Annotated in this window: 19 protein-coding genes; 10 read left to right on the top strand and 9 right to left on the bottom strand. The window is 69.2% G+C overall.

Translation table 11 applies throughout. The annotated features are described in order from the left end of the window. Positions 1-27 precede the first annotated feature (27 nt). A complete protein-coding gene (locus ACFQZV_RS01390; RefSeq protein ID WP_378751533.1) occupies positions 28-564 on the bottom strand; it encodes a MarR family winged helix-turn-helix transcriptional regulator in 537 nt (178 codons plus the stop codon). A gap of 158 nt (positions 565-722) precedes the next feature. Here ACFQZV_RS01390 and ACFQZV_RS01385 point away from each other — a divergent pair, with 158 nt between their 5' ends. The 6 genes from ACFQZV_RS01385 to ACFQZV_RS01360 all read left to right on the top strand — a co-directional run bounded on the left by ACFQZV_RS01385 (position 723) and on the right by ACFQZV_RS01360 (position 7,037). After that, positions 723-1,499, top strand: a complete 777-nt coding sequence (locus ACFQZV_RS01385) for an electron transfer flavoprotein subunit beta/FixA family protein (protein ID WP_378751531.1) — start codon at positions 723-725, stop codon at positions 1,497-1,499. A gap of 11 nt (positions 1,500-1,510) precedes the next feature. Next, a complete protein-coding gene (locus tag ACFQZV_RS01380) occupies positions 1,511-2,458 on the top strand; it encodes an electron transfer flavoprotein subunit alpha/FixB family protein (RefSeq protein ID WP_378751530.1) in 948 nt (315 codons plus the stop codon). 5 nt (positions 2,459-2,463) lie between these two features. Continuing rightward, entirely contained in the window at positions 2,464-4,140 is a 1,677-nt protein-coding gene (locus ACFQZV_RS01375) for a cytochrome b/b6 domain-containing protein (RefSeq protein WP_378783233.1), read from the top strand. A 100-nt stretch (positions 4,141-4,240) separates the two neighbouring features. Next, a complete protein-coding gene (locus ACFQZV_RS01370) occupies positions 4,241-5,533 on the top strand; it encodes a sensor histidine kinase (RefSeq protein ID WP_378751515.1) in 1,293 nt (430 codons plus the stop codon). Continuing rightward, the gene (locus tag ACFQZV_RS01365) at positions 5,521-6,192 is read left to right on the top strand and encodes a LuxR C-terminal-related transcriptional regulator (RefSeq protein WP_378751513.1); all 672 of its coding nucleotides are present in this window, start codon (positions 5,521-5,523) and stop codon (positions 6,190-6,192) included. Before ACFQZV_RS01370 ends, ACFQZV_RS01365 begins: the two co-directional genes overlap by 13 nt. After that, on the top strand, positions 6,189-7,037 hold the full coding sequence (locus tag ACFQZV_RS01360; RefSeq protein ID WP_378751511.1) for an Hsp20/alpha crystallin family protein: 849 nt from the start codon (positions 6,189-6,191) through the stop codon (positions 7,035-7,037). Before ACFQZV_RS01365 ends, ACFQZV_RS01360 begins: the two co-directional genes overlap by 4 nt. A 44-nt stretch (positions 7,038-7,081) precedes the next feature. Here the strand turns inward: ACFQZV_RS01360 and ACFQZV_RS01355 are convergent, their stop codons facing one another. The 3 genes from ACFQZV_RS01355 to ACFQZV_RS01345 form a co-directional block, all read right to left on the bottom strand. Continuing rightward, complete coding sequence (locus ACFQZV_RS01355) at positions 7,082-8,722, bottom strand: bifunctional aspartate transaminase/aspartate 4-decarboxylase (protein WP_378751509.1); 1,641 nt, start codon at positions 8,720-8,722, stop codon at positions 7,082-7,084. A 214-nt stretch (positions 8,723-8,936) separates the two neighbouring features. After that, the gene (locus ACFQZV_RS01350; protein WP_378751507.1) at positions 8,937-9,695 is read right to left on the bottom strand and encodes a coenzyme F420-0:L-glutamate ligase; all 759 of its coding nucleotides are present in this window, start codon (positions 9,693-9,695) and stop codon (positions 8,937-8,939) included. Between the two features lie 5 nt (positions 9,696-9,700). Then, positions 9,701-10,207: a GNAT family N-acetyltransferase gene (locus ACFQZV_RS01345; protein ID WP_378751505.1), complete on the bottom strand. Its 507-nt coding sequence runs from the start codon at positions 10,205-10,207 to the stop codon at positions 9,701-9,703. 164 nt (positions 10,208-10,371) lie between these two features. On the opposite strand from ACFQZV_RS01345, the gene ACFQZV_RS01340 reads away from it, so the two are divergent. After that, positions 10,372-10,935, top strand: a complete 564-nt coding sequence (locus ACFQZV_RS01340; RefSeq protein ID WP_378751503.1) for a thioesterase family protein — start codon at positions 10,372-10,374, stop codon at positions 10,933-10,935. A gap of 77 nt (positions 10,936-11,012) precedes the next feature. Beyond that, positions 11,013-14,690, top strand: a complete 3,678-nt coding sequence (locus ACFQZV_RS01335; protein ID WP_378751501.1) for a proline dehydrogenase family protein — start codon at positions 11,013-11,015, stop codon at positions 14,688-14,690. Between the two features lie 371 nt (positions 14,691-15,061). On the opposite strand, the gene ACFQZV_RS01330 is transcribed toward ACFQZV_RS01335, so the two are convergent. The 5 genes from ACFQZV_RS01330 to ACFQZV_RS01310 form a co-directional block, all read right to left on the bottom strand. Further along, positions 15,062-15,781 (bottom strand): hypothetical protein, encoded by a 720-nt coding sequence (locus ACFQZV_RS01330; protein WP_378751499.1) that lies wholly within the window; start codon positions 15,779-15,781, stop codon positions 15,062-15,064. A gap of 76 nt (positions 15,782-15,857) precedes the next feature. Then, the gene (locus ACFQZV_RS01325) at positions 15,858-17,087 is read right to left on the bottom strand and encodes a DUF6716 putative glycosyltransferase (RefSeq protein WP_378751497.1); all 1,230 of its coding nucleotides are present in this window, start codon (positions 17,085-17,087) and stop codon (positions 15,858-15,860) included. A gap of 44 nt (positions 17,088-17,131) precedes the next feature. Continuing rightward, positions 17,132-18,004 carry an N-acetylneuraminate synthase family protein gene (locus ACFQZV_RS01320; protein ID WP_378751495.1) on the bottom strand — a complete coding sequence of 291 codons (873 nt, stop codon included), beginning with the start codon at positions 18,002-18,004 and terminating at the stop codon, positions 17,132-17,134. Positions 18,005-18,016: 12 nt separating this feature from the next. Further along, positions 18,017-19,198 carry a cytidylyltransferase domain-containing protein gene (locus tag ACFQZV_RS01315; RefSeq protein ID WP_378751493.1) on the bottom strand — a complete coding sequence of 394 codons (1,182 nt, stop codon included), beginning with the start codon at positions 19,196-19,198 and terminating at the stop codon, positions 18,017-18,019. Further along, complete coding sequence (locus ACFQZV_RS01310) at positions 19,195-20,103, bottom strand: hypothetical protein (protein WP_378751491.1); 909 nt, start codon at positions 20,101-20,103, stop codon at positions 19,195-19,197. The genes ACFQZV_RS01315 and ACFQZV_RS01310 overlap by 4 nt, the downstream gene beginning before the upstream one ends. A 252-nt stretch (positions 20,104-20,355) precedes the next feature. On the opposite strand from ACFQZV_RS01310, the gene ddaH reads away from it, so the two are divergent. Then, positions 20,356-21,228, top strand: coding sequence for a dimethylargininase (gene ddaH / locus ACFQZV_RS01305; RefSeq protein ID WP_378751489.1), 873 nt, complete (start codon positions 20,356-20,358; stop codon positions 21,226-21,228). A 14-nt stretch (positions 21,229-21,242) separates the two neighbouring features. Next, the gene (rocD, locus tag ACFQZV_RS01300; protein WP_378751488.1) at positions 21,243-22,463 is read left to right on the top strand and encodes an ornithine--oxo-acid transaminase; all 1,221 of its coding nucleotides are present in this window, start codon (positions 21,243-21,245) and stop codon (positions 22,461-22,463) included. The last annotated feature ends 4 nt before the right edge of the window (positions 22,464-22,467 follow it).

The following is a 22,467-nucleotide window of genomic DNA, read 5'->3' as shown; positions in this document are numbered from 1 at the left end:
TCGCACCGGCCGGACCGGACTCGCTCGTCAGAGCGGATCCGGTACCGGGCGGGGGTCGGTGAAGTCCCCGGAGGCTTTGCGAAGGCGGGCGATGATCGACACCAGGTCCGCCGTGTCTTCGTCGCTGAGGCCGGGGCTCTCGAACACCGACGTGTTGAGCGCCGCCGTGGCTCGTTCGACGAGCTCGCGCCCGGCGGGCAGGAGGACGAGCATCGCCGCGCGGCCGTCCTCGGGGTGCGGCTCGCGTTCGACCAGCCCTGCGCGCGTGAGCCGATCGACGGTGTTCGTGACGCTCGTCGGGTGTACCTGTAGGCGGGCGATCGCACTGGCCATGGGCATCCTTCCCTGGCGCGTGAACGCGAGCAGACGCAACATCTCATACCGGGCGAAGGACAGGCCGAACGGCTTCAGCGCCGCATCGATGCGGGCCAGCATGAGCTGTTGTGCACGGATGATGCTCGTAACCGCCGACATTCCGGCGGCGGCATCGGTCCAGCCGTGTGCCACCCACTGTCGTTTGGCTTCCGCGATGGGATCGACCGGAAGCGGACCGCGCTTGACCATGGCGCTCCTTCCCTGGCGTCCACGGTAGTGGCGGGTGTCGTTTGTCGTGGAATGTGCACAAGAGAACCGTTGCAGGACTGTCAATTGTGGAAATGCCCACCCGAGTCGGGGCACCGATTCCACGACGGTAAGATCGCAAGGGTCGTGAGGAGTGTTCGATGAAGATCGTCGTCCTGGTCAAGGAAGTCCCTGACACCTATGGGGACCGCAAGCTTGACCTCGAAACCGGTTTGGCCGATCGCGGAGCCTCGGAGGCGGTGCTCGACGAAATCGGCGAGCGTTCGCTCGAGGTGGCGCTGTCCTACGCGGACAAGAACGCGGGTACCGAAGTCGTCGTGCTGTCGATGGCGCCCGAGTCCTCGCAGGCCACGGTGCGCAAGGGCCTCGCGATGGGCGCTGGATCTGCCGTGCAGGTGATCGACGACGACTTGGCGGGTGCTGACCTGGGTCTCACCGCCGAAGTCCTCGCCGCTGCACTGGCGCACATCGGATACGACCTCGCGATCACCGGCAACCTGTCCACCGATGGCTCCGGCGGGGTCATCGGGGCGATGATCGCCGAGAAGCTCGACGTGCCGGCCGCGCTCAACCTCGCCTCGGTCGAGATCTCCGAAGACGGCGTCAAGGGCGTGCGCGCGACGGATGCCGGAACGGTCGAGGTCGACGCGGCCCTCCCCGCCGTCATCTCGATCACCGAGGCGCTCCCCGATGCGCGGTTCCCGAACTTCAAGGGCATCATGGCCGCGAAGAAGAAGCCGTTCGAGACGCTCTCCCTCGCCGACCTCGGCGTCGAAGCGCTGCCCGCCGATGCTGCTCGCGGCATCATGATCGGCCTCTCCGAGAAGCCCCCGCGTGAGGCGGGTACCAAGATCGTCGACGAGGGCGACGCGGGCGAGAAGCTCGCCGAGTTCCTCATCCAGAACCGGCTCGCGTAAGGGTGGCTGTCATGTCGTTCGCTCCTGATTCGATCCTCGTCCTGCTCGACACGACTCCTTCGGGCGAGCTCGCGAAATCGTCCGCCGCGCTCCTCGGAGCCGCCTCCGAGGTCGGGACGCCCGTGGCGCTCGTCGTCGGCGACGAGAAGCTCGCCTCCGCCGCCGCTGAGCTCGGTGCGTCGTCGGTACTCGTGGCATCCGGCGACAGCACGGATGCGCTGGCCGCCGCCGCTGACCTCGTGAAGCCCGACGCGATCCTCGTGTCGCACTCGATCGAGGGACGTGAAACGGCCGGCCGGTATGCCGTTCGTTCGCGCTCGGCCCTCGCCGTCGACGCCGTCGGCGTCGCGCGGGATGACGAGGGCGTCGTCGCCCACCACTCGGTCTACGGGGGCTCGTACAACGTGCAATCGGCGGCGACCTTCGGAGCGCCGGTCATCACGGTGCGTCAGGGCGCCGTGGATGCGCGGGCCGACGCCGTCGCGTCGCCCCAGGTCGAGACCCTCACGGTCGAGGCATCGGGTCGCAAGGTCGCGAACTACGGAACCCTCGAAGAAGCCGTCGCGACCTCGTCTCGCCCCGAGTTGCGCGGCGCGGCGAAGGTCGTCTCGGGAGGACGCGGGCTTGGTTCGGAAGAGAAGTTCGAGCTCGTCGAGCAGCTCGCCGACGCCCTCGGCGCGGCGATCGGCGCTTCGCGCGCCGCTGTCGACGCCGGATACGTGCCCTACTCGTACCAGGTCGGTCAGACCGGCGTCTCGGTCTCGCCGCAGTTGTACGTCGCCCTCGGGATCTCGGGCGCGATCCAGCACAAGGCCGGCATGCAGACGGCGAAGACGATCGTCGCAATCAACAAGGATGCGGACGCCCCGATCTTCGAGATCGCCGACTTCGGCGTCGTGGGCGACCTGTTCACGGTCGTGCCGCAGCTGATCTCGGCACTCGAGGCGAAGAAGGCTTAACCAGGATGGCGACGTACGGGTCGACGCTTCGCCGCGGGTTGCCGCGGCGTCCCGGTGCGGAGCCGTGGCCTCCCGCGGGCGAGGCGCCGGTAGGCGCCGCATCCGCAGCACCGCCTGCTGACGAGGCCGCACCGACTGCGCCGGCGACCGCCACTCCCGCTGCCGAGGCCGCTGCTCCGGGTGAGACGGTCACCGCTGCGGCGGCCACACCGGCGGCAAGCGCTGCGCACGCCCCGGCAGAGGCGCCTGCCGCTTCGGCCGCAGGACGCGCCGTCCGGCGGGGGCTGCCGCGCGTGAAGGGCGGGGAGCCCTGGCCGCCGGCATCCGCCACAGCCACCGCTACCGCATCCAGCGTCGCTGCTGCTTCCGAGACCGCCACAACCGTGTCGGCACCCTCGCAGGAGACCCCGGCCGCCGAGACCGCGCCGACGCCCGCCGCGGCGGCGCCGGCCACGACCCGAACGGTCACGGGCGAGGCTGCCACCGTGCGTCGGGGCCTTCCCCGCGTCGCCGGGGGCGAGCCCTGGCCCCCCGCCGACTACACCGCGATCGCCACGGTCGTCACCGACGAGGTCGTCGCGGAGCCGGTCGATGGGACCACCGAAGAGGCAGCGGTCACCGAGACGGTGGTCGACGACGTTCCCACCGCGCAGGTCGCGGCATCCGGTCACGATCTGTCGCAGCCGTTGCCGTTCACCCGCACCGTCTGGCCCGGGGCGGCAGCGCGCGCGCCGCGCCCCGAGCCGGTCGAACCGAAACGTATCGGGCCGTTCACGCGCGGACACTGGGCGGGCATCGTCGTCATCGGCGGTATCGGGCTCCTCTATGCCGTAGCCATGGCCGTCTTCGCGGTGCGGTGGCTGTTGTCGCTCGAACCGATGCAGGACTTCCTCGCGACGTATCCCGGCGAGTACCACCTGCCCGAGAGTGCGCCGGTGGGATTCCCCGCGTGGCTCGGGTGGCAGCACTTCTTCAACGTCTTCCTGATCGTGCTGATCATCCGCTCGGGGCTCATGGTGCGCACCGAGAAACGTCCCACCGCCTTCTGGGCGCCGCGCCGCAATCCCAAGGGCAAGATCAGCGTGTGGCTGTGGTTCCACCAGTCGCTCGACATCCTGTGGGTGGTCAACGGCGCGATCTTCATCGTGCTCTTGTTCGTCTCGGGGCAGTGGATGCGCATTGTGCCCACGTCGTGGGAGGTCTTCCCGAACGCCCTGTCGGCGGTCCTGCAGTACATCTCGCTCGACTGGCCGACCGAGAACGGTTGGGTCAATTACAACTCGCTCCAGCAGTTGGCATACTTCACGACCGTCTTCATCGCGGCACCGTTGGCGATCATCACCGGTGTGCGGATGTCGGGGGTCTGGCCCAAGAACGCCAAGACACTCAACCGGATCTACCCGGTCGAGTGGGCCCGCAAGGTGCACTTCCCGACGATGCTCTACTTCGTGCTGTTCATCATCGCGCACGTCGCTCTGGTGTTCGCCACGGGAGCGTTGCGAAACCTCAACCACATGTACGCCGCACAGGGGTCGGTCGATCCGAACGCGTACGCCGACAACTGGGCGGGCTTCTGGATCTTCGTGGGCTCGCTCGTGCTGATCATCGGGTCGCTCGTGGCCGCACGTCCGCTCGTGTTGGCGCCGATCGCCCGCCTGTTCGGCACCGTCAGCGGTCGCTGACGCAGCCTCGCCCGTTCGCGCGTCGGACGGGGGATAACCCGAAGAGGATCGTCCGGAACACACCCGGGTGCGACGACGCGCCGCGGCCTACCGTTGAGGCATGACATCAACACCCGTCCAGGCCGAAGACGCGGATCTCGCAGTGCCGCGTCGCGTGAGTGTGGTCCGCCCGCGGGTCGTCCTCGGAGCGATCCCGCAGCTCGCGGCGATCGGCGTGATCGGGCCGGTGGTCTTCTCCGTGCTGTTCTCGCTGTTGGGGACGAGCCTGAGCCTTGTGCCCGTGCTGCTCATCGGGGTGCTCTTCCTCGTCGGGCTGGTCTATGTCCTGTTCGGCCTCGGCTGGCTCGAAGCGGCACGTGTCGACGGGCTCTACGGGTTCGGCCTGCCCCCGCGCCGCGTGCGCACCAGCGGCCGGCCGGGGTTCGGCGGTGTCATGCGCACGATCGGTTTGCAGGCGATCGATCCGACGATGTGGCGCGGCGTCGCCAGCGCTGCGGTGTCGACGATCCTCGGGGTCATGGCCCTCGCGCTCGTGACGATCATCGGGGCCGGTCTGGCCGCGACGATCGCGCCTCTCGTGCGTGCCGACGAGACGTTCCGGATCTTCCCACTCGGCATCACCCTGCCGCTCGGGTGGGCGTTCGGCGGCGGACTCCTCGCCGTCGTCGTGGGCGCTGCGCTCCTGATCGGTGTCGCCATCCTCCACGGCGTCCTCGCCCGCGCGATTCTCGTGCCCTCTCAGGCGGCGCTGTTGACCGAGCAGGCACGCCGCTCCAACGCCCAGCGCGTCGGCGCTGTCCGCGCTGCCGACGTCGAGCGCACCCGGATCGAGCGTGACCTCCACGACGGGGTCCAGCCGCGGCTCGTCTCGGTCGGGATGACCCTCGGCATGGCCCAGCAGAAGATCGACGACGACCCCGCCGCGGCGAAGCAGCTCATCTCCGAGGCGCACACGTCGACCAAAGCGGCGATCACCGAACTGCGACAGTTGGCCCGCGGCATCCACACCTCCGTCCTCGACGATCGCGGCTTGGACGCCGCGCTCTCGGCCTTGGCTTCGCGCTCGCCGGTGCCGGTGTCGCTCGACGTACGCGTGACACGTCGATGCACGCAGGCCGCCGAGACCGCCGCCTACTTCGTCATCGCCGAGGCGCTCACCAACGCCGCCAAGCACGCTCGGGCGACCGAGTGCCGTGTGGTCGTGCGCCAGCATGACGGTGACCTGCTGTGGGCCCGCGTCGAAGACAACGGTGTCGGGGGAGCACGCGTACTGCCCGGTGGCGGGTTGGACGGACTCTCCAATCGCGTTCTGGGGGTCGGGGGAACCTTCCGCCTCGACAGTCCCGTCGGCGGACCGACCTCCGTGGAGGTGAGCATCCCATGCGCATCCTGATCTGCGAAGACTCCGCGCTCCTGCGTGAGGGCATCGCGCGGCTTCTCGAAGACGCCGGTCACACGGTGGTCGCAGCCCTCCCCGACGCGCAGGAACTCGACGCGACCGTCGACGAGGTCGCGCCCGACCTGTGCATCCTCGACGTGCGCCTCCCGCCGACCCACACCGACGAAGGCATCCGCGCGGCGTTGCAATTGCGGGCGGCGCGCCCCGATCTCGCTGTGATGGTGCTCTCGCAGTACGTTGAGGAGCGTTATGCGTCAGATCTCATCACCGGTCGCGGTGGCGCCCTCGGGTATCTGCTCAAGGACCGCGTGGCCGACGTCTCCGACTTCGTGGAGACCGTCGAAGCGATAGCCGCCGGCGCGACGGTCTTCGATCCCGAGGTGGTGGCGCAGCTGCTGGGGCGCCGCGCGCGTGATGAACGGATGCTGCGCCTCACCGAACGCGAGCGCACCGTGCTCGCCCTCATCGCCGAAGGCAAGTCGAACCAGGCGATCGCACAGACGCTCTTCATCAGTGAGGGAAGCGTCGAGAAACACATCACCGCGGTGTTCCAGAAGCTCGACCTCGAGCAGGACGAACACGGCAACCGTCGCGTGCTCGCAGCGCTCGTGCACCTCGAGTACGGCGGCCGACCGTCAGGAGATCTGTCATGACCATCACCCCTCCCGCCCCGCCGCAGATGACGCCTCCGACCCCGACGGACCCGACGAACGGTCCGAGTGCGGCCTCCCGTGTGATCGCGATCCTGGCGATCGTGTTCGGCGGACTCGTGATCGTCGGGGTCCTCACCTGGACGTTCGTCGCGTCGCTGGTCTCGGTCGAGTCGCGCACGTCGAATGCCTCGGTCGCCGTGGCAGGCGTCGACACCCTCGACATCGATCTGGCAGCCGGTTCGTTGCGCGTGGAATTCTCCGATGTCGCCGAAGCGGAACTCGAGGCCCGCTCCGCGCGCGGTGCCGACGACTGGACCTTCGAGCGCGTCGGTGACACGCTGCGGGTCGCGTCGCCCCAGTGGTGGGGCGGTTTCGGGTGGCTGTTCAGCGGACCCGGGGATGCCGTGCTGGTGCTCCCGGACGATCTCCAGGGTGCGGACGCCGCCCTGACCCTCTCGGCCGGGGACCTCCGGGTCGACGGTGATTTCGGCACACTCGATCTGGACGTCAATGCCGGCCAGGCCGATGTGCGTGGAACCGCCACCGACGCGACGGTGCAGGTCAACGCCGGCGGCGCCGATGTCGAACTCCGGGACGTGGAACGGGGCGAGTTCGGAGTCAGCGCGGGCGACCTCGTCGCCGATCTGCGCGGCAACAGCCCCGACGATCTGCGACTCTCGGTGAGCGCGGGAACGCTGACGATCAGCATTCCCGATGGCGAGTACGACGTGAGCTCCGATGTGTCGGCGGGCGACTTCGACAACCGCATCGGATCGACGCCCGGCGCCGACAGTACGGTCTCGGCGACCGTGTCAGCGGGATCGTTGACGCTCCGCGCCGATTGACGCGCCCACGACCGTGACCGCGGACATCCGATCCGACTCCGCGGTCACGGTCGTGGCGCGTTCGCCTTCCACTCGGCGAGATACTCTTCGGCGACGTGTCGGATGCCGATTCCGATCGCGCGGTAGTCGTTTTCGTCGAGGTTGGCCAATGACAGGCGTATCGACCACGGGGGTCCGTCGAATCCCGATCCGTTGAGCGCGACGATCTCGGTCTGCGCGGCGAGGCGGAAGAGGATGTCGGTGGGTTCGTAGTTCGTGCGCAGGAACGCCGCGAAACCCGCGTCGTAGTGCGCTTCGGCATACGCCATGAAGTCGAGTTCGATGTAGTACCCGGCCCGCAGAGGATCGGGGTCGAGCGTGATCCCCAAGCCGTCGAGCAGGGCGTCGAGTCGCCGGGCGATCAGAGCCTGCGCTGCAGCGCGGTAGGTGCGCTCGGTGTCGAGCAGGTCGAACAGCGCGAACAGGGCCAACTGCACCTGCTGGGGTTGTGACAGTCCCGCGGTGTGGTTGAGGGCGACATCGCGGGAGTCGGCGACGAGTCGCTGCGCGAACGTGAGCGACGCGGCATCCTCCGTCAACGATGAATAGCGCTGCTGCAGGCGTTCCTTCTCGGTGTCGGGAAGGGCGCGCAACGCATCGTCGAGCACGGTGTCACGCGTCGTCGTGATGACGCCGAGGCGCCACCCCGTCGCGCCGAAGTATTTCGAGAACGAATACACGAGGATCGTGTTGCGGGGCACGACGGCCGACAACGACCGGAATCCCTCGACGAACGTGCCGTAGACGTCGTCGGTGATCACGATGAGGCCGGGGTTGTCCTCGCGGACGACATCGGCGATTCGCTCGACTGCGGCGTCGTCGAGTCGCACGGACGGCGGGTTCGTCGGGTTGATGCACACAAGAGCTTTGATCGACGGATCCCGCAGCTTGTCGAGCTGCTGCGCGCTGAACTGCCACGAGTGCGTGCCGTCGGCGAAAGTCGCGTCCGCGGCGATCTGCACCACCTCGAGGTCGAACCCCGGCAGGGCGGCGATGTCGAGGTAGGGGGTGAACACGGGTGTCATGATCGCGACCTTGTCGCCGGGGCGCAGGAGAGCGTTGATGAAGAGCGTGTCGAAGCTGTAGCGCATCGCGGCGGTGCCGCCCTCGGTGGCGAACACGTCGAGGTCTGCCGCATCCGGGAATCCGTCGCCCATGATCGAACCGAGGTAGCGTGCGGCGATGGTCGCGCAGTGCGTGAGCATCGCGGGAGGGTCGGGGTAGTGGGCCCCGAGCACGCCGTCGACGAACTCGTAGACGACGTCGTCGACGTTCCAGCCTTGCGCCGTGATCCACGCGACCACCTGCCGGAGGAAGGCGATGCCCGGTTCGCCGTCCCTCGCGGTCAACCAGTCGTCGAGACGACCCGCGATGCCGGATGCGGGTGGCTGCGCAACGAGTTCCGCGCTCCACTGGCCGGCGGCCCGGGCATCGTGGACGGCGAAGAGTCCGAGCTGGAAGAACGCCTCGCGAGGGGCGGCGGTGAGGAAGTCGGGGTTTCCGCGCCCCGCGTTGAGCAGGGGTTTCGCGACGCGGCGCTGCTCATCGGAACCGAGCGCCAGCAGCCTCTCGCGGAGCTCGAACGGAGAGAGCGACTCGAGGCGGCGGATGCTCGCGCGGTCGGGAATAGCGGGGGAATCAGTCATGCGGACTCCTCGGACGGGGTTCGGAACGGGGCGGTCCGATCACCGCCCACACTGCACCCCGGGCCCGACGCGGTGCGATCTGCGCTGTCGGTTGTGCTGCCGTCGTCCCTGTCCTCCCGGGGGTCACCTCACCCAGGATTGCGCGACGTGGCGCCCCGGGTCACGCCGAGGCGGGTGACTCGGCACGGATCGCACCGCGCGTCGTACCGTCGGATCAGGAGACGGATGCCGCGCCCGCAGCGAACCCGTCGGAGTACGCCTCCTCGGCGCCGGTGTGGAACATGTCGCGCTCGGCGGGGCGCACGATGGCCCGCGCACCGGGCAGGTCGAGATCTCCGACCAGGTCGGCACGACCACGCACGACCGCGACGGGCAGACGGGACGCCTTGCCCTTCACCAGGTCGGCGGCCGAGGCGATCTCGTCGGCGACGCAGGGCATGGTCACACTCAGCGGGCGGCCCTCGGCATCCGTGCCGCCGCGCAGATCCTCGAACACGTGGACACCCGCCGCGCCGATCGCCTGATCGGTCTGTCCCTCGCGCCACGCGCGCCCGAGCGTGTCGGTGATGATGACGCCCACGCGCACGCCGCGGGCGAGGCGTATTCCGTCGGCGATGGCGCGCGCGGACGCGTCGGGATCTACCGGAAGCAACAACACCGTGCCGTGCGGGGTGTTGGACGCATCCACGCCGGCGGCAGCCGCGACGATACCGAGACGGTTCTCGACGATGCGGGTGCGGTGGCCGGGGCTGGTCTCGCGCGAGGCGACGACGCGCACCGTTTCGGAAGTGATCGCGTCTTCGCGGTCGTCGGCGGGGACGATACGTCCCTCGGCTTTCGACACGACCTTCGACGTCACGACGACGATGTCACCGTCGGCCAGCGACGTACCGGCGGCCGCGACGATGAGGGTGACCAGGTCGTCACCGGGGGAGACCTCGGGGATGCCCTCGAGGGCCCAGACCTGCAACACGGGTGTCAGCGCACGAAGCGGACTTCGGTCAGCGTCTCGCCGAGGAAAGGTTCGGTGTGCGAGGCGCCGTCGAGGGTGAACCCGTTGCGTGCGTAGAAGCGGTGCGCGCGGGGGTTGTCGTCGGCGACCCACAGGTAGAGCGGCTCGTCCTTCGCGACGACGGCATCGAAGAGCTTCTGACCGATGCCCGTGCCGTGATGGGCGTCGAGCAAATAAATGAAGTACAGCTCGCGGAAGGCCGGGGCGTCACGGTCACGCGCCGGGCCGGAGCCGGCGAAGCCGACGATCTCGCCGTTGACGAGCGCCGCGAACATCTTGAAGTCGGGTCCCTGTGAGGCCCAGTGGGTCCACAGTTCGGCCATGCGACGCGGCGAGATCTTCTCGAGCGCCGCCTTGCTGATCAGGTGGTCGTAGGTCTCATGCCAGCACGTGGCGTGGACGCGTCCGAGCGCTTCGGCATCCACATCGCGAACAGGACGGACGACGGTGTCGGTCGTGAGTTCGGCTTCCATGCGGCTGACTTTACGCTCGCCTTCCGCCGAGGAGAAATCGACCGACGCCACCTCCGTCCGCGGCTCGCCCGATCGCGGGGTGCTCAGAGGGCGGGCGGGTGCTGACTGTAGGAATCGTCAATCCGAAACGCAAGATCGCTGGGGCATCGCTACGATCACTGCTCGTGAACGTGATCTGGCGCACCCTCCTCACCATCTGGCGCGCGAAGCGGATGCTGCGACGCACCGGCCCCCTCGAGCCGACCACCGTCGGGAAGGTGACGGTGCGCACGTTGCCCACCGACATCGACCTGCTCGGCCACATGAACAACGGGCGGTACGGGTCGCTCTTCGACCTCGGGCGCTTCGATCTGCTCATCCGCACCGGCCTGTGGGACCTCGCGGCGAAGCACGGCTGGTACGCCGTCGTCGCAAGCGAGACCATCACTTTCCGCAAGTCTCTCAACCTCTGGCAGCGCTTCACGATCGAGTCGCGTCTGCTCGGACACGACGACAAATCGACGTACCTCATGCACCGCGCCGTCGTCGACGGTGAGTTGTACACCGAGATGATCGTTCGGGCGCGCTTCCTTCGCCGCAACGGACGCGGGGTCGTTCCGATCGAGGAGCTGTTCGAAGCCCTCCATCGCCCGGACAACCTGCCTGAACTCGAACCCTGGGTCCGCGACTGGGCCGAGGCCTCGGCTCTTCCGTCCACGCGACGCCCGGCGCCGAGCATCTGGCGCTGACCGCCCGCCACCGGCACACGGTCGGCCGAAGGAGAGCGCTGCCGCCGGATGGGCCCCGCCGGATCTAGGCTGGGCCCATGTCAGACGCTTCCGACGCGGCGCCACCAGCGCCGCGCTCCGATGTCGCCGAACGGGCGGTCGCGCTCGCCCGCCGGTGGGTGGACGAATCCGCGGCCACCGATGTGGACCCCGCCGCCGCCCGCTTGGCAGGGGTGCTGAAAGACCCCAACGGGCTCGCGTTCACCATGGGCTTCGTCGATGGAGTCATGCGGCCCGAGAGCATCACCGCGGCAGCACAAGGCCTGCAGCGCGTTGCTCCGCTCGCGCCGCAGTTCCTCCCCTGGTACCTTCGCTCCGCTGTGCAGGTCGGGGGAGCGATGGCAACCGTGCTCCCGACTCCGGTCATCCCGATCGCGCGCCGCGTCCTGCGCGACATGGTCGGACACCTCGTGGTCGATGCCCGGCCCGACAAGCTCGGCCCCGCGATCGCCCGCCTGCGCGAGGGTGGCGCGCGTCTGAACCTCAACCTGCTCGGAGAGGCGGTGCTCGGCGACGGCGAGGCTCAGCGTCGGCTCGACGGCATCCACGATCTCATCCGACGAGACGACGTCGACTACGTCTCGGTGAAGGTGTCGGCCATCGCCAGTCACATCTCGATGTGGGCCTTCGACGAGGTTGTCGACCAGGTCGTCCGACGCCTCTTGCCGCTCTACCTCAGTGCTCGTAAAGACGGTACCTTCATCAACCTCGACATGGAGGAGTACCGCGATCTCGACCTCACGATCGCGGTGTTCACGCGTCTGCTCGAAGATCCACGCCTGTCGGACCTGACCGCGGGAATCGTGCTGCAGGCGTACCTTCCCGACGCGCTCCCCGCTCTCCAGGAACTCACCGCGTGGGCGCGGCAGCGTGTCGACGCGGGCGGAGCACCGATCAAGGTGCGTCTGGTCAAGGGGGCGAACCTGCCGATGGAGCGGGTGGATGCGGCGATGCACGGATGGTCGCTGGCCACCTACGGCAGCAAACTCGACACCGACGCCAACTACGTGCGGTGTCTGGATCTCGCTCTGAGCGCGGAGAACACCGCGGCCGTGCGCCTCGGTGTCGCCGGCCACAACCTCTTCGACATCGCCTACGCATGGCTTCTCGCCCAAGAGCGGGGCGTCACCGACGCTGTCGACGTCGAGATGCTGCTCGGCATGGCCGAGGGGCAGATGCGCGCGGTCGCCGCCGAAGTCGGTCAGGTGCTCCTCTACGTGCCGGTCGTGCGGCCCGACGAGTTCGACGTCGCGATCAGCTACCTGGTGCGCCGGCTCGAGGAGAACGCGTCGAGCGAGAACTTCCTCTCGGCGGCGTTCGATCTCGCCGACGACCCGGCGATGTTCGAGCGTGAACGGGACCGATTCCTCGCGTCGCTCGAGCGCGCGGAGGATGTCGACCTGGCACTCGGGCCGAACCGTCGACAGGACCGCACCACCGACCCCGGCGAATCGACACCGGCGCTCGTGCGTGAGGGCCCCGACGACGGGGAGAGCGGACTCACCCAGGCGGTCCTCGGTATCGCGCGAGGTTCGAGCGATGAGGGCAGCCCCGCCGCCGAGGCGCAGATCTTCGGCGGCGACTCCTACGTCGAAACCGCGGTGTTCTCGCTGCGCGAGTCCGACGAACACGCCACCGGCGCACCCGGGTTCAGCAACACGCCCGACACCGATCCCGCGCTGCCGGCCAACCGTGAGTGGGCTCGCGGCATCCTCGATCGCATCGCCACCTCGACCGTCGGCGTCGACACGCTCGCTGCGGCCCGTCTCACCGCGACCGGCCACATCGACGAAACCGTCTCCCGGGTGCGGGACGCCGCCCAGGCGTGGGGTGGGCGTCCCGCGGCCGAGAGGGCAGCCGTGCTCGTTGCCGCCGGCCGCGTGCTCGAAGCGCGTCGGGCCGACCTCATCGAGGTCGCGGCATCCGAAACAGGCAAGGTCTTCGCCGAGGCCGACGTCGAAGTGAGCGAAGCCGTCGACTTCGCGAACTACTACGCCGCGAACGCGCGCGAGCTCGACCGCGTGAGCGGTGCCGTATTCGAACCGGCGCGAGTGACGGTCGTCACGCCGCCGTGGAACTTCCCGCTCGCGATTCCGGCCGGGGGCGTGTTGGCCGCGCTCGCCGCGGGATCGGGCGTCGTGTTCAAACCGGCACCGCAGGCCCGCCGCTGTGCGGCCGTGATCGCTCAGGCGCTGTGGGACGCCGGCGTCCCCCGCGAGGTTCTCGCGCTCGTCGACATCGACGAAGGAGAGGTGGGCACGCGCCTGATCTCTCACCCGGACGTCGACCGCGTGATCCTCACCGGCGCGTGGGAAACCGCCGCGCTCTTCCGCTCGTGGCGGCCCGACCTGCCGCTGCTCGCGGAGACCAGCGGCAAGAACGCGATGATCGTCATGCCGTCAGCCGACCTCGACCTGGCGGCATCCGATGTGATCAAGAGTGCGTTCGGGCACGCGGGACAGAAGTGCTCGGCGGCATCGCTGGCCATTCTCGTCGGCCCGGTCGGGCGCTCCCGCCGGTTCGCCCGGCAACTGGTCGACGCCACGCGATCGTTGCGTGTCGGGTCGCCGACCGACCCGCTGAGCGAAGTCGGCCCTGTCGTAGAGGTGCCACACGGAAAACTCGAGTGGGCGCTCACCACCCTCGACGACGGGGAACGGTGGCTGGTCGAACCCGAGCGGGTCGACGACGCGGATGCCGGAGGTTACGCCGGACGACTGTGGCGTCCCGGCATCCGAACCAACGTGGCGCCGGGTTCCCGGTTCCACCGCGAGGAGTTCTTCGGCCCGGTGCTCGGGATCATGTTCGCCAACTCGCTGGCCGACGCCATCGCGATGCAGAATGCCGTCGCCTACGGACTCACCGCCGGCCTGTACACGCAGGATCCCGGGGACCTGGAGACGTGGCTGGACCACGTCGAAGCCGGCAATCTCTACGTGAACCGCGGCATCACCGGTGCCATCGTGCAGCGTCAGCCGTTCGGAGGCTGGAAGCGCTCCTCGGTGGGACCGGGGGCGAAAGCGGGTGGACCGAACTACCTCGTCGGGCTCGGCACATGGCGGGCCTCGCGTGGCGCGGCACCGTCGACGACGCTGCATCTGCGCGGGCTCGACTCGCGGATCACCGCCCTCATCGAGGCGGCGCAGCCGTCGCTGGGGTACGAGGAGTTCGAGTGGTTGCGGCGTGGGGCGCTGGGCGACGCGATCGTCTGGGACCGTGAGTTCGGCCGAGTGAAGGACGTGTCCCGCGTCGGTGTCGAGCGCAACCTGTTCCGTTATCGGCCGGCTCCGCGCGTCGCCGTGCGGGCGACCGGCGACGCCTCGTGGCAATCGCTCCTGCGTGTGGTGGTGGCGGGAATCCGATCGGGTACTGAGTTCGATGTGTCCACGCCGGTGGGCCTGCCGGCGCCTGTGCGCCGCGTGCTCTCCGACGTCGACGTCGCGGTGTGGGTCGAATCCGACGACGAGTGGATCGCACGGATGTCGGGTGCCGATCGCGCCGATCGCGTGCGGATCGTCGGGCCCCCGGCATCCGCCGCCGCCGCGAGGGCAGACCTCGCTGCGGCGACCGACGGCGACCCCGACCTCGCCGTGTACGCCGATGAGGTGACGACCGCCGGGCGACTGGAACTGCTGCCCTTCTTGCGCGAGCAGTCGATCACGATCACCGCGCACCGCTTCGGCAACCCCGACCATTGGTCGGACGCCGTCATCTGACACGGTCCCGCCTCCCCGCACCCCCTGCCTGTCGGTCGTCCGTTTGTGCGGAGAACCGGCCGCTTCCGGCCAGCGCGATGCAACCCTTTCTCCGCACAAACTGCGTTTGAGAGCGGGCGCATTCTTGGGCAGAGCGGGGCGACGCGGGGGCGGCGCAGCGCAACGCCGGGCGGCCCGGGGAACCCCGTCGGCGCGGCGGGCGGCGGCTGCCGTCGTAACAAAATGTCACCTGGAAGATAAACAAGTTATCTATCTGGACGAAGCGGCTTTCTCGGGTGACCATGGATTTCGGGGACGGACGCACCTGACGGGTTTCGGGTCCCGCGCGAACGCGTCCTCGCTTGGGGGCAAGCAACCCCGGCCGCCGTGGCTCAGTCCAGGCGGCCGGGGGTACCCTCTGGCTCGAGAAATGCCGATGCCAGGCCTCGGATCGCCACTCCGAACAGCGTCCACTCCTGTTTCGGTCCTCCGTCGGGGCTGAACTCGTACGTCGGATGGTCCAGCCCCTGCGCGGCGCGGATCGCGAACCCTTCGCCGAGCGCGGCCATGGCCTCGGCAAAATCGGTGATCGTGAACGGATCGCGCACGCGATAGCCGAAGTGGGCGATCAGTTCGCCATAGAACGCCGCGAACGAGTCGATCGACTCACGATGCCGTTCGGCCGCGGCCTCGCGCAGTTCGGGCCAGGCTCCGGCCGCCGTCCGCAGCGCGAGGGCGGTGATGAAGGCGTGCGAGTCGCGCGATTCGGGCTCGAGGTGGAAGCGTGCGGCGTACGACACGTGATCCTGAGCGGCGAGTCGGACCACATCGTCCATTGATCCATCCCCGGCGATGGCCTCCCGGATCGCACGCGAGGCGCTGTCGGCCGGGGGTGCGAAACGCAGACGCATCATTTCGATCGCGAGGTCGCGGTGGAAGGCATCTTGGTCGGGCCAGATGCGGTACGCCGCGCCGGTCGTGAGTCCGACGGACCGCAGGACTTCCTGCAGACGGATGTGCTGGACACCCGCGGTCGCCCCCCGCTCGAGGAGCATGCGTAGGGCGGCGCCCATGATGAGGAGCCGGGTGTCGTCGGCGGATCGTCGCGGCATGTACATACTCTCGCAGGCTGTCGCGGGCCGCGCGTGAGAATTTGCCAATATGGCACTCAATCGACGAAACCGCCGGTCAGTGTGCAGAAACGATGTGCTGTCGTCGACGGGCGAGAGAGCGGATGCGGCGGACCGCCGCCCGCAGCGGCGTTCCGATCGCACGGGCGATATGGCCCGACACGGTCGTGTCGTGCGCGCCGAGTACGAGCTTGCGCTCCCATGCGTCGCGCAGACGTCCGCCCGGGCGACGGACGGCGTGGGCCGGAGGAAGCAGCCCTGCGCGGCGCCGCGTGACGAGTTCGACGATCCGGTCGCTCCAATCGTCGTCGGTCGGATCGTGCAGGTAGTTGGCGTTCAGCCATGAGGCACGCGGATGCCGGAACCGCCGCGCGATGACCTCGCCCTCGTCGCCGAAGAGGCCGCTGCCGACGAACACCGGGTTGATGAGCGCAGGCGACACTCCGAACGTGTCGAGTGCGATCACCGGGATGCCGCGCGCGAGAGCTTCAATCGCCGCAGTGGAGCTCACGGTCACCAGGCCCTCGGCGTCGTCGAGGGCACGCGCCATCGGCGCCGTCGAGACGACCAGGTTCGCCGGCACGTCGCCGAGCGCGGCGAGCAGGTCTGGGTAGGGATCGGCCTCTGTGTGGGTCTGATGCTCGCCGGTGACCCCTCGAAGCTTGACGACCACCCGGCGGGTGGGATCAGCCTGGGCGGTGTCGCGCAGCAGTCGGGCGACACGCATCCGTTCCGAACGCTCGCGGGGTACGACCGCCTGCGCCGCGAAGACGAGATCGGTTCCGCGTCCAGGGGCTCCGCGTCGGGCGAACGGGAGCGAGGCGAGCGCGAACGTCTGCGCGAAACCTTCTTCGGCGGCGAGGCGCGCGAACGCGGTGATTTCGCGGTGCGAGTGGAGCACGAAGAGGTCGCACTGCGTGCGGAACAGCACCGCCTTGCGTGTGGCGGGGATCGAGATGCCCGGCAGTCCCGTCACGATCACCGGGCGCGGTGTGAGGGAGGCGACCTGTTTCGCCAGCACGCGAACGAGAGGTCCGCGCGCGGCGAGCAGAACGGCATCGGGTGGGTCGTCGCGCAGCCGTCGGTTCAGCTCGCCGGGTGTGACCCGCTCGACCGCTGCGGGTCGCAGCCCGCTCCCCGCGAGGGCGGAGCGTTGCTGCGACGCGCTGACGGCGAGCGGGGTTTCGAGCACCCGCAGCCGGACGTCCCACTCGGGCGGTGCCGCGCCGAGCAGCGCGGCGGCCCACTTGACGTATGAGTCGGTGTCGGCGACGGCGACGATGCGCATCGGTGCGTGCCCAGCCGCCCCCGCCGACGGCCGGGTGCGCGGCTTCACGCGGGAACGCGCCGCAGCTTCAACATCGCGGCCTGCTCACCGGGGTACACCCGCTTGACCCCGTCGCCCAGCGCCGCTTCGATGATGCGGATGTCGCGGACGAGGTGCTGCAGTCCCGTCGGCTCGAGAGAAGCGGCATGGTCTGACCCCCACATGGTGCGGTCGAGGGTGATGTGCCGCTCGACAGCGACGGCTCCCATGGCCACGGCGGCGAGGGAGACCTGGAGCCCGCGCTCGTGGCCCGAATATCCGACCGGCACACCCGGGAACCGATCCCGTAGAGCGGGGATCATGCGCAGGTTCGCCTCGTCGGGCTCCATGGGATACGTCGAGGTTGCGTGCATCAGCACGAGCCTGTCGGTTCCGAGCACCTCGATGGCGCGGTCGATCTGCTCGACCGTCGACATGCCCGTCGAGAGGATGACGGGTTTTCCCGTGTCTCGCAGCGCGTGCAACAGTCCCGTGTCGGTGAGACATGCTGAGGCCACCTTGTGTGCGGCCACGCCGATGTCTTCGAGGAACGCCACGCTCGGTTCGTCCCACGGCGAGGCGAACCACTCGAGTCCCCGCAGCAATGCGTGATCGGAGACCTCGATGTACTCGTCACGTCCGAATTCGACTCGTCGCCGGTAGTCGAGGTAGCTCATCGTGCCCCAGGGCGTCTCTCGCGGGATGTCGCGCATGTGCTCGGGAGTCGACAGCTCGGGCGTGCGCTTCTGGAACTTCACGGCATCCGCCCCCGCGTCCGCGGCGACGTCGATGAGCTGCTTGGCGAGCGCGACGTCGCCGTTGTGGTTGAGTCCGATCTCGGCGATGACGTACGTGGGGCGTCCGCCTCCGACGACACGGGATCCGATCGTGACGGTCAAGGTGGTCTCCAGTCAGGAAAGGGTGAGGGATGCCGGAACGGCACGCCCGCGAAGCACGAGGTCGGCGATCTCGCGCACCGCGCCGGCACCGCCGTCGTGGTCCAGCACGACCCGGGCGGCAGCGAGAACGAGGGGGTGCGCGTTGCGCACCGCGACGGGCCACCCGACGATCTCGAGGGCGGGGAGGTCGTTGACGTCGTTGCCGACGTACGCGAGACGTGCCAGCGGGATGCCCGCGGCATCCGCCCACGAGCGCAGAGCGCTCGCTTTGTCATCGACGCCCTGGATGACGTCGACGCCGAGCTTGGCGGCGCGCGCGGCGACGACGGGATTGGTCTCGGTCGAGAGGATCGTGAGCGGAATGTCGGCGCGTCGGAGGAGCGCGACGCCGAGGCCGTCGGACCGGCTCACGCGCACAGACTCGGTGCCGTCTTGGGTGACGAGGGCGGTGTCGTCGGTGTGCACGCCGTCGAAGTCCGTCACCACCGCGTCGACGTCGGGTGCTTCGCGGTCGTCGATCATCGGCGCGAGAGCCTGTGCGATGACGAGCTCCGCCGGAGTATCGATCTCGAGTGCGGTGCGTTCCGGGACTTCGACGATGCCGATCGACCCGTAGAAGCGGTGCCCGACGGCGCGGAATGCCTGCGCCCGCATGACATAGAACGCCCCGGTCTCGAGGTAGTCCGGCTCGCGGTCCTGGCGACGCGGGCGCGTGCCGACTTCGTGGTTGAGAGCATCGGCCGAGCCGCCGCGCCCCTTCGTCCAGAGGAACCCGTAGGTGGCGACGGCGGAGAACACGGCATCGCGCCGCCGCGTGCGCACGGTGCGGATCGCCTCGCCGAGGGCCGACGAGTCGATGAAGGGCGACGTCGCTTGAAGAAAGACCAGCACGCCGACGTCGATTCCGCGCTGGGCGAGCACCTCGAGGGCGTGCAGCAGCGCACTCTCGCTCGACGCGGTGTCGCCGGCGATCTCGGCGGGCCGGTCGACCACGTCTGCGCCCCACTCTCGGGCCACGCCGGCGATCTCGGCATCGTCGGTGGAGACGACGACCCGGTCCACTTCGGGGCACCGCCGTGCGGCGAGGATCGCGCGGGCCACGAGCGGGATGCCGCCGACGCGCTGCAGGTTCTTGCGGGGGACGCCCTTGGACCCGCCTCGCGCGGGGATGACCGCGACGGTCGGCGCGCTCACGCGACTGCTCCGAGCGGACGCTGCGCGGCGGTGAACATGCGCACGTCGAGCCCCTGCGTGACCAGCGGCAGTGTCGTGGTCGTGCTCGAGGGCAGGGTGAAGACATCGACGCGCCCCTCGGCCCCGGCGAGCACCAGCTCGACGGGGAGGGTCGTTTCGTGCAGGTGCACTCCTCGGATGCGGCGGACCGCCGCGCGCTGCTCCTGCGGTTCACGACGATGCGGCAGGTAGGTCACGTCGCCCTCGGCGGCGATCGCGCGTACCCAGTCGACGAAATGGGCGAGGGTCATCCGGCCGTCGACGGGGCGCGCGCTGCCCAGGACCAGCCGGTGACCGAGCTCGGTCACCGGCGACGCGGTGGCCCGCGTCCACGCGAACCGATGCCGCGTGACGGCGAACCCGCGGTCGCCCAACGCCGACTCGCGGTGGGGTCCGAGGTCGAACGCGGTGAAGAACCCCGCGCGCCGTTCGCGCGCACGGCGCTGGATCAATTCGAACGCAAGCGGCGCGAGCCGTGTCGTCGCTCCGCGCTCGGCGACGTGGGGGCGGGAGTACGGGCGATCGCCGAGCACTGTGGCAGCGAACGCATGCGTGTGCGCACCGTCGTCGAGAAACGTCACGCGTCGTGGCCGGAGGACGGATGCCGCCAGTCGGAACTGTCCGGAGAAACCGTCGCCGACGAGCCAATGGTCGTGCTGGGCCAGGAGTCGCCACGGGATGCCCATGTACGGGTCCATCGGCCCGAAACGTGCACCGCGCCGGACGAGTTCGTCCGCGGTCTCGGACATCTGAGGGGTGAGTCGACCGGCGACGGGGACAGTGCGCCCGGATGCCTCCGCCCACTCCGCGGCGCCGACCAACTGAAGGGGCGATTCCACCCACGCCAACACGGCATCGCGATCCATGGCACCTCCCCGGTCTGCCCAATATGGGCGGCGGGCGTGTCACGCCGAAGCACAGCAGACGACGGCCAGGCGACGAGGCGGTGAACGAGCGGAGACGGGGTGAATACGGCGCCTCATGACAGAATGGAGCCCGGCGTGCCCGTGTCGCCGCCTCTCGTGCCCTTGCATCGACGCCCGTCCGGGTCGACGATGAGCGCGCGGAGGACCGCCGGGCCCCTGGACAGCGTCCGCCGCCTCTCGCAAGGAGACACCATGTCGACGCCGAACCCCGCCGCCGTCGCGGCATCGCCCACCCCCCGAATCGCCCAGCATCGCACCTACCTCATGTGTCGGCCCGAGCACTTCACGGTGAGCTACACGATCAACCCGTGGATGGAACCGGCCAACCCGACCGATACCGCGAAGGCCGTCGCCCAGTGGCAGGAGCTGCACGACACATACGTGCGGCTCGGCCACGATGTGCACCTCATCGACCCCATCGAGGGTCTTCCCGACATGGTCTACACGGCCAACGGCGGATTCGTGATCGACGGTCGCGCCTACGGCGCGAAGTTCCGGTTCGCCGAGCGGGTACCCGAAGGTCCGGCGTTCATGGAATGGTTCGCCGCCAACGGGTTCGACGTCATCGACCCCGCCGAGGTCAACGAGGGGGAGGGGGACTTCCTCCTCGTCGGAGACGCGATCCTCGCCGGGACGGGATTCCGCTCGACCGATGACAGCCACGCCGAGCTCGCACGGGTGTTCGGCAAGGAGGTCATCTCGCTCCGCCTGGTCGACCCCCGCTTCTACCACCTCGATACGGCGCTCGCCGTCCTCGACCCCGTCGAGGGGTCGAGTGGCGTGGAGCACGCGAACATCGCCTACCTCCCGCACGCGTTCGACGAGGATTCCCAGCGGATCCTGGCCGAACGGTACCCGGACGCGATCCGTGTCTCGGACGATGACGGCGCCGTGTTCGGTCTCAATTCGTCCAGCGACGGGTACAACGTCATCATCTCCCCCCGGGCGAAGGGGTTCGAGGCGCAGCTGCGCGAGCGTGGCTACAACCCGATCCTCGTCGACCTGTCCGAACTCCTGCTGGGCGGCGGCGGCATCAAGTGCTGCACGCTCGAGCTGCGCCGCTGACGAAAGGCCCCGCCATGACCTCTGTCGACCTCGACGTCGCCACCTCCGCCGCCATCGAGTCGGAAATCGCGCACGTCGCGCAGAACTACTCACCGCTTCCGGTCGTGATCTCGCGCGGTGAGGGTGCCTGGGTCACCGACGTCGAGGGCAAGCGGTATCTCGACCTGTTGTCGGCGTATTCGGCGCTCAACTTCGGCCACGGGCATCCCGCTCTCCTCGCGGTCGCCCGCGAGCAGCTCGATCGGCTGACCCTCACCAGCCGGGCTTACCACAACGACTGCCTCGGACCGTTCGCCGCAGGGTTGGCGGAGCTTGCGGGAAAAGATCTCGTCCTGCCGATGAACACCGGTGCGGAGGCGGTCGAGACGGGGATCAAGGTCGCCCGCGCCTGGGGGTATCGCGTCAAGGGGATCACTGCGGATGCCGCGGAGATCGTCGTCGCGGGCGGCAATTTTCACGGACGCACCACGACGATCGTGGGATTCAGCGACGACCCCGTCGCGCACGACGACTTCGGACCCTACGCCCCGGGTTTCGTGAGCGTGCCCTTCGGTGAGATCGATGCGATGGAGGCGGCGATCGGACCGCAGACCGCGGCCGTGCTGATCGAGCCGATCCAGGGCGAGGCAGGGGTCATCATCCCACCGGAGGGCTACCTCCGCGCGGTGCGCGAGTTGTGCACGCGCCACGGGGTGCTCTTCATCGCCGATGAGATCCAGGCGGGCCTGGCCCGCGTGGGGACGACGTTCGCGTGCCAGCGCGAGGGCGTCGTCCCCGACGTGTACCTGCTCGGCAAAGCGCTGGGCGGTGGGATCGTGCCGCTCTCGGCGGTCGTCGCCGACCGCGACGTCTTGGGCGTCCTTCGACCCGGCGAACACGGGTCGACCTTCGGCGGCAACCCGCTCGCGACGGCCATCGGTCTGCGTGTCGTCGAGATGCTGCAGAGCGGAGAGTTCCAGGAGCGCGCCCTCGCGCTCGGCGAGCACCTCGCAGACGGCCTGCGGGGCCTGATCGGGCACGGTGTCACCGACGTGCGCATCGCGGGTCTGTGGGCCGGGGTCGATATCGACCCCGCCGCGGGCACGGGGCGGCAGATCGCCGAGCGGCTACTGGCCCGTGGCGTTCTGGCCAAGGACACGCACGGGCAGACGCTGCGCATCGCCCCGCCGCTCGTGGTCCGCGCCACCGAACTGGACTGGGCGGTCGAGCAGTTGCGCGTCGTGCTCGCGGGCTGATCGG

It is taken from the genome of Microbacterium koreense, from assembly GCF_042677105.1.
Taxonomy (GTDB): Bacteria; Actinomycetota; Actinomycetes; order Actinomycetales; family Microbacteriaceae; genus Microbacterium; species Microbacterium koreense.
Note: the sequence above shows the minus strand (reverse complement) of the source record. Positions and strands in the feature narration are given on the sequence as shown.

Bases quoted from the DNA above. Each gene is read 5' to 3' on its own strand.
- ACFQZV_RS01390 (WP_378751533.1), bottom strand. From the start codon at position 564: ATGGTCAAGCGCGGTCCGCTTCCGGTCGATCCCATCGCGGAAGCCAAA.
- ACFQZV_RS01385 (WP_378751531.1), top strand. From the start codon at position 723: ATGAAGATCGTCGTCCTGGTCAAGGAAGTCCCTGACACCTATGGGGAC.
- ACFQZV_RS01380 (WP_378751530.1), top strand. From the start codon at position 1,511: ATGTCGTTCGCTCCTGATTCGATCCTCGTCCTGCTCGACACGACTCCT.
- ACFQZV_RS01375 (WP_378783233.1), top strand. From the start codon at position 2,464: ATGGCGACGTACGGGTCGACGCTTCGCCGCGGGTTGCCGCGGCGTCCC.
- ACFQZV_RS01370 (WP_378751515.1), top strand. From the start codon at position 4,241: ATGACATCAACACCCGTCCAGGCCGAAGACGCGGATCTCGCAGTGCCG.
- ACFQZV_RS01365 (WP_378751513.1), top strand. From the start codon at position 5,521: ATGCGCATCCTGATCTGCGAAGACTCCGCGCTCCTGCGTGAGGGCATC.
- ACFQZV_RS01360 (WP_378751511.1), top strand. From the start codon at position 6,189: ATGACCATCACCCCTCCCGCCCCGCCGCAGATGACGCCTCCGACCCCG.
- ACFQZV_RS01355 (WP_378751509.1), bottom strand. From the start codon at position 8,722: ATGACTGATTCCCCCGCTATTCCCGACCGCGCGAGCATCCGCCGCCTC.
- ACFQZV_RS01345 (WP_378751505.1), bottom strand. From the start codon at position 10,207: ATGGAAGCCGAACTCACGACCGACACCGTCGTCCGTCCTGTTCGCGAT.
- ACFQZV_RS01335 (WP_378751501.1), top strand. From the start codon at position 11,013: ATGTCAGACGCTTCCGACGCGGCGCCACCAGCGCCGCGCTCCGATGTC.
- ACFQZV_RS01330 (WP_378751499.1), bottom strand. From the start codon at position 15,781: ATGCCGCGACGATCCGCCGACGACACCCGGCTCCTCATCATGGGCGCC.
- ACFQZV_RS01325 (WP_378751497.1), bottom strand. From the start codon at position 17,087: ATGCGCATCGTCGCCGTCGCCGACACCGACTCATACGTCAAGTGGGCC.
- ACFQZV_RS01310 (WP_378751491.1), bottom strand. From the start codon at position 20,103: ATGGATCGCGATGCCGTGTTGGCGTGGGTGGAATCGCCCCTTCAGTTG.
- ddaH (WP_378751489.1), top strand. From the start codon at position 20,356: ATGTCGACGCCGAACCCCGCCGCCGTCGCGGCATCGCCCACCCCCCGA.
- rocD (WP_378751488.1), top strand. From the start codon at position 21,243: ATGACCTCTGTCGACCTCGACGTCGCCACCTCCGCCGCCATCGAGTCG.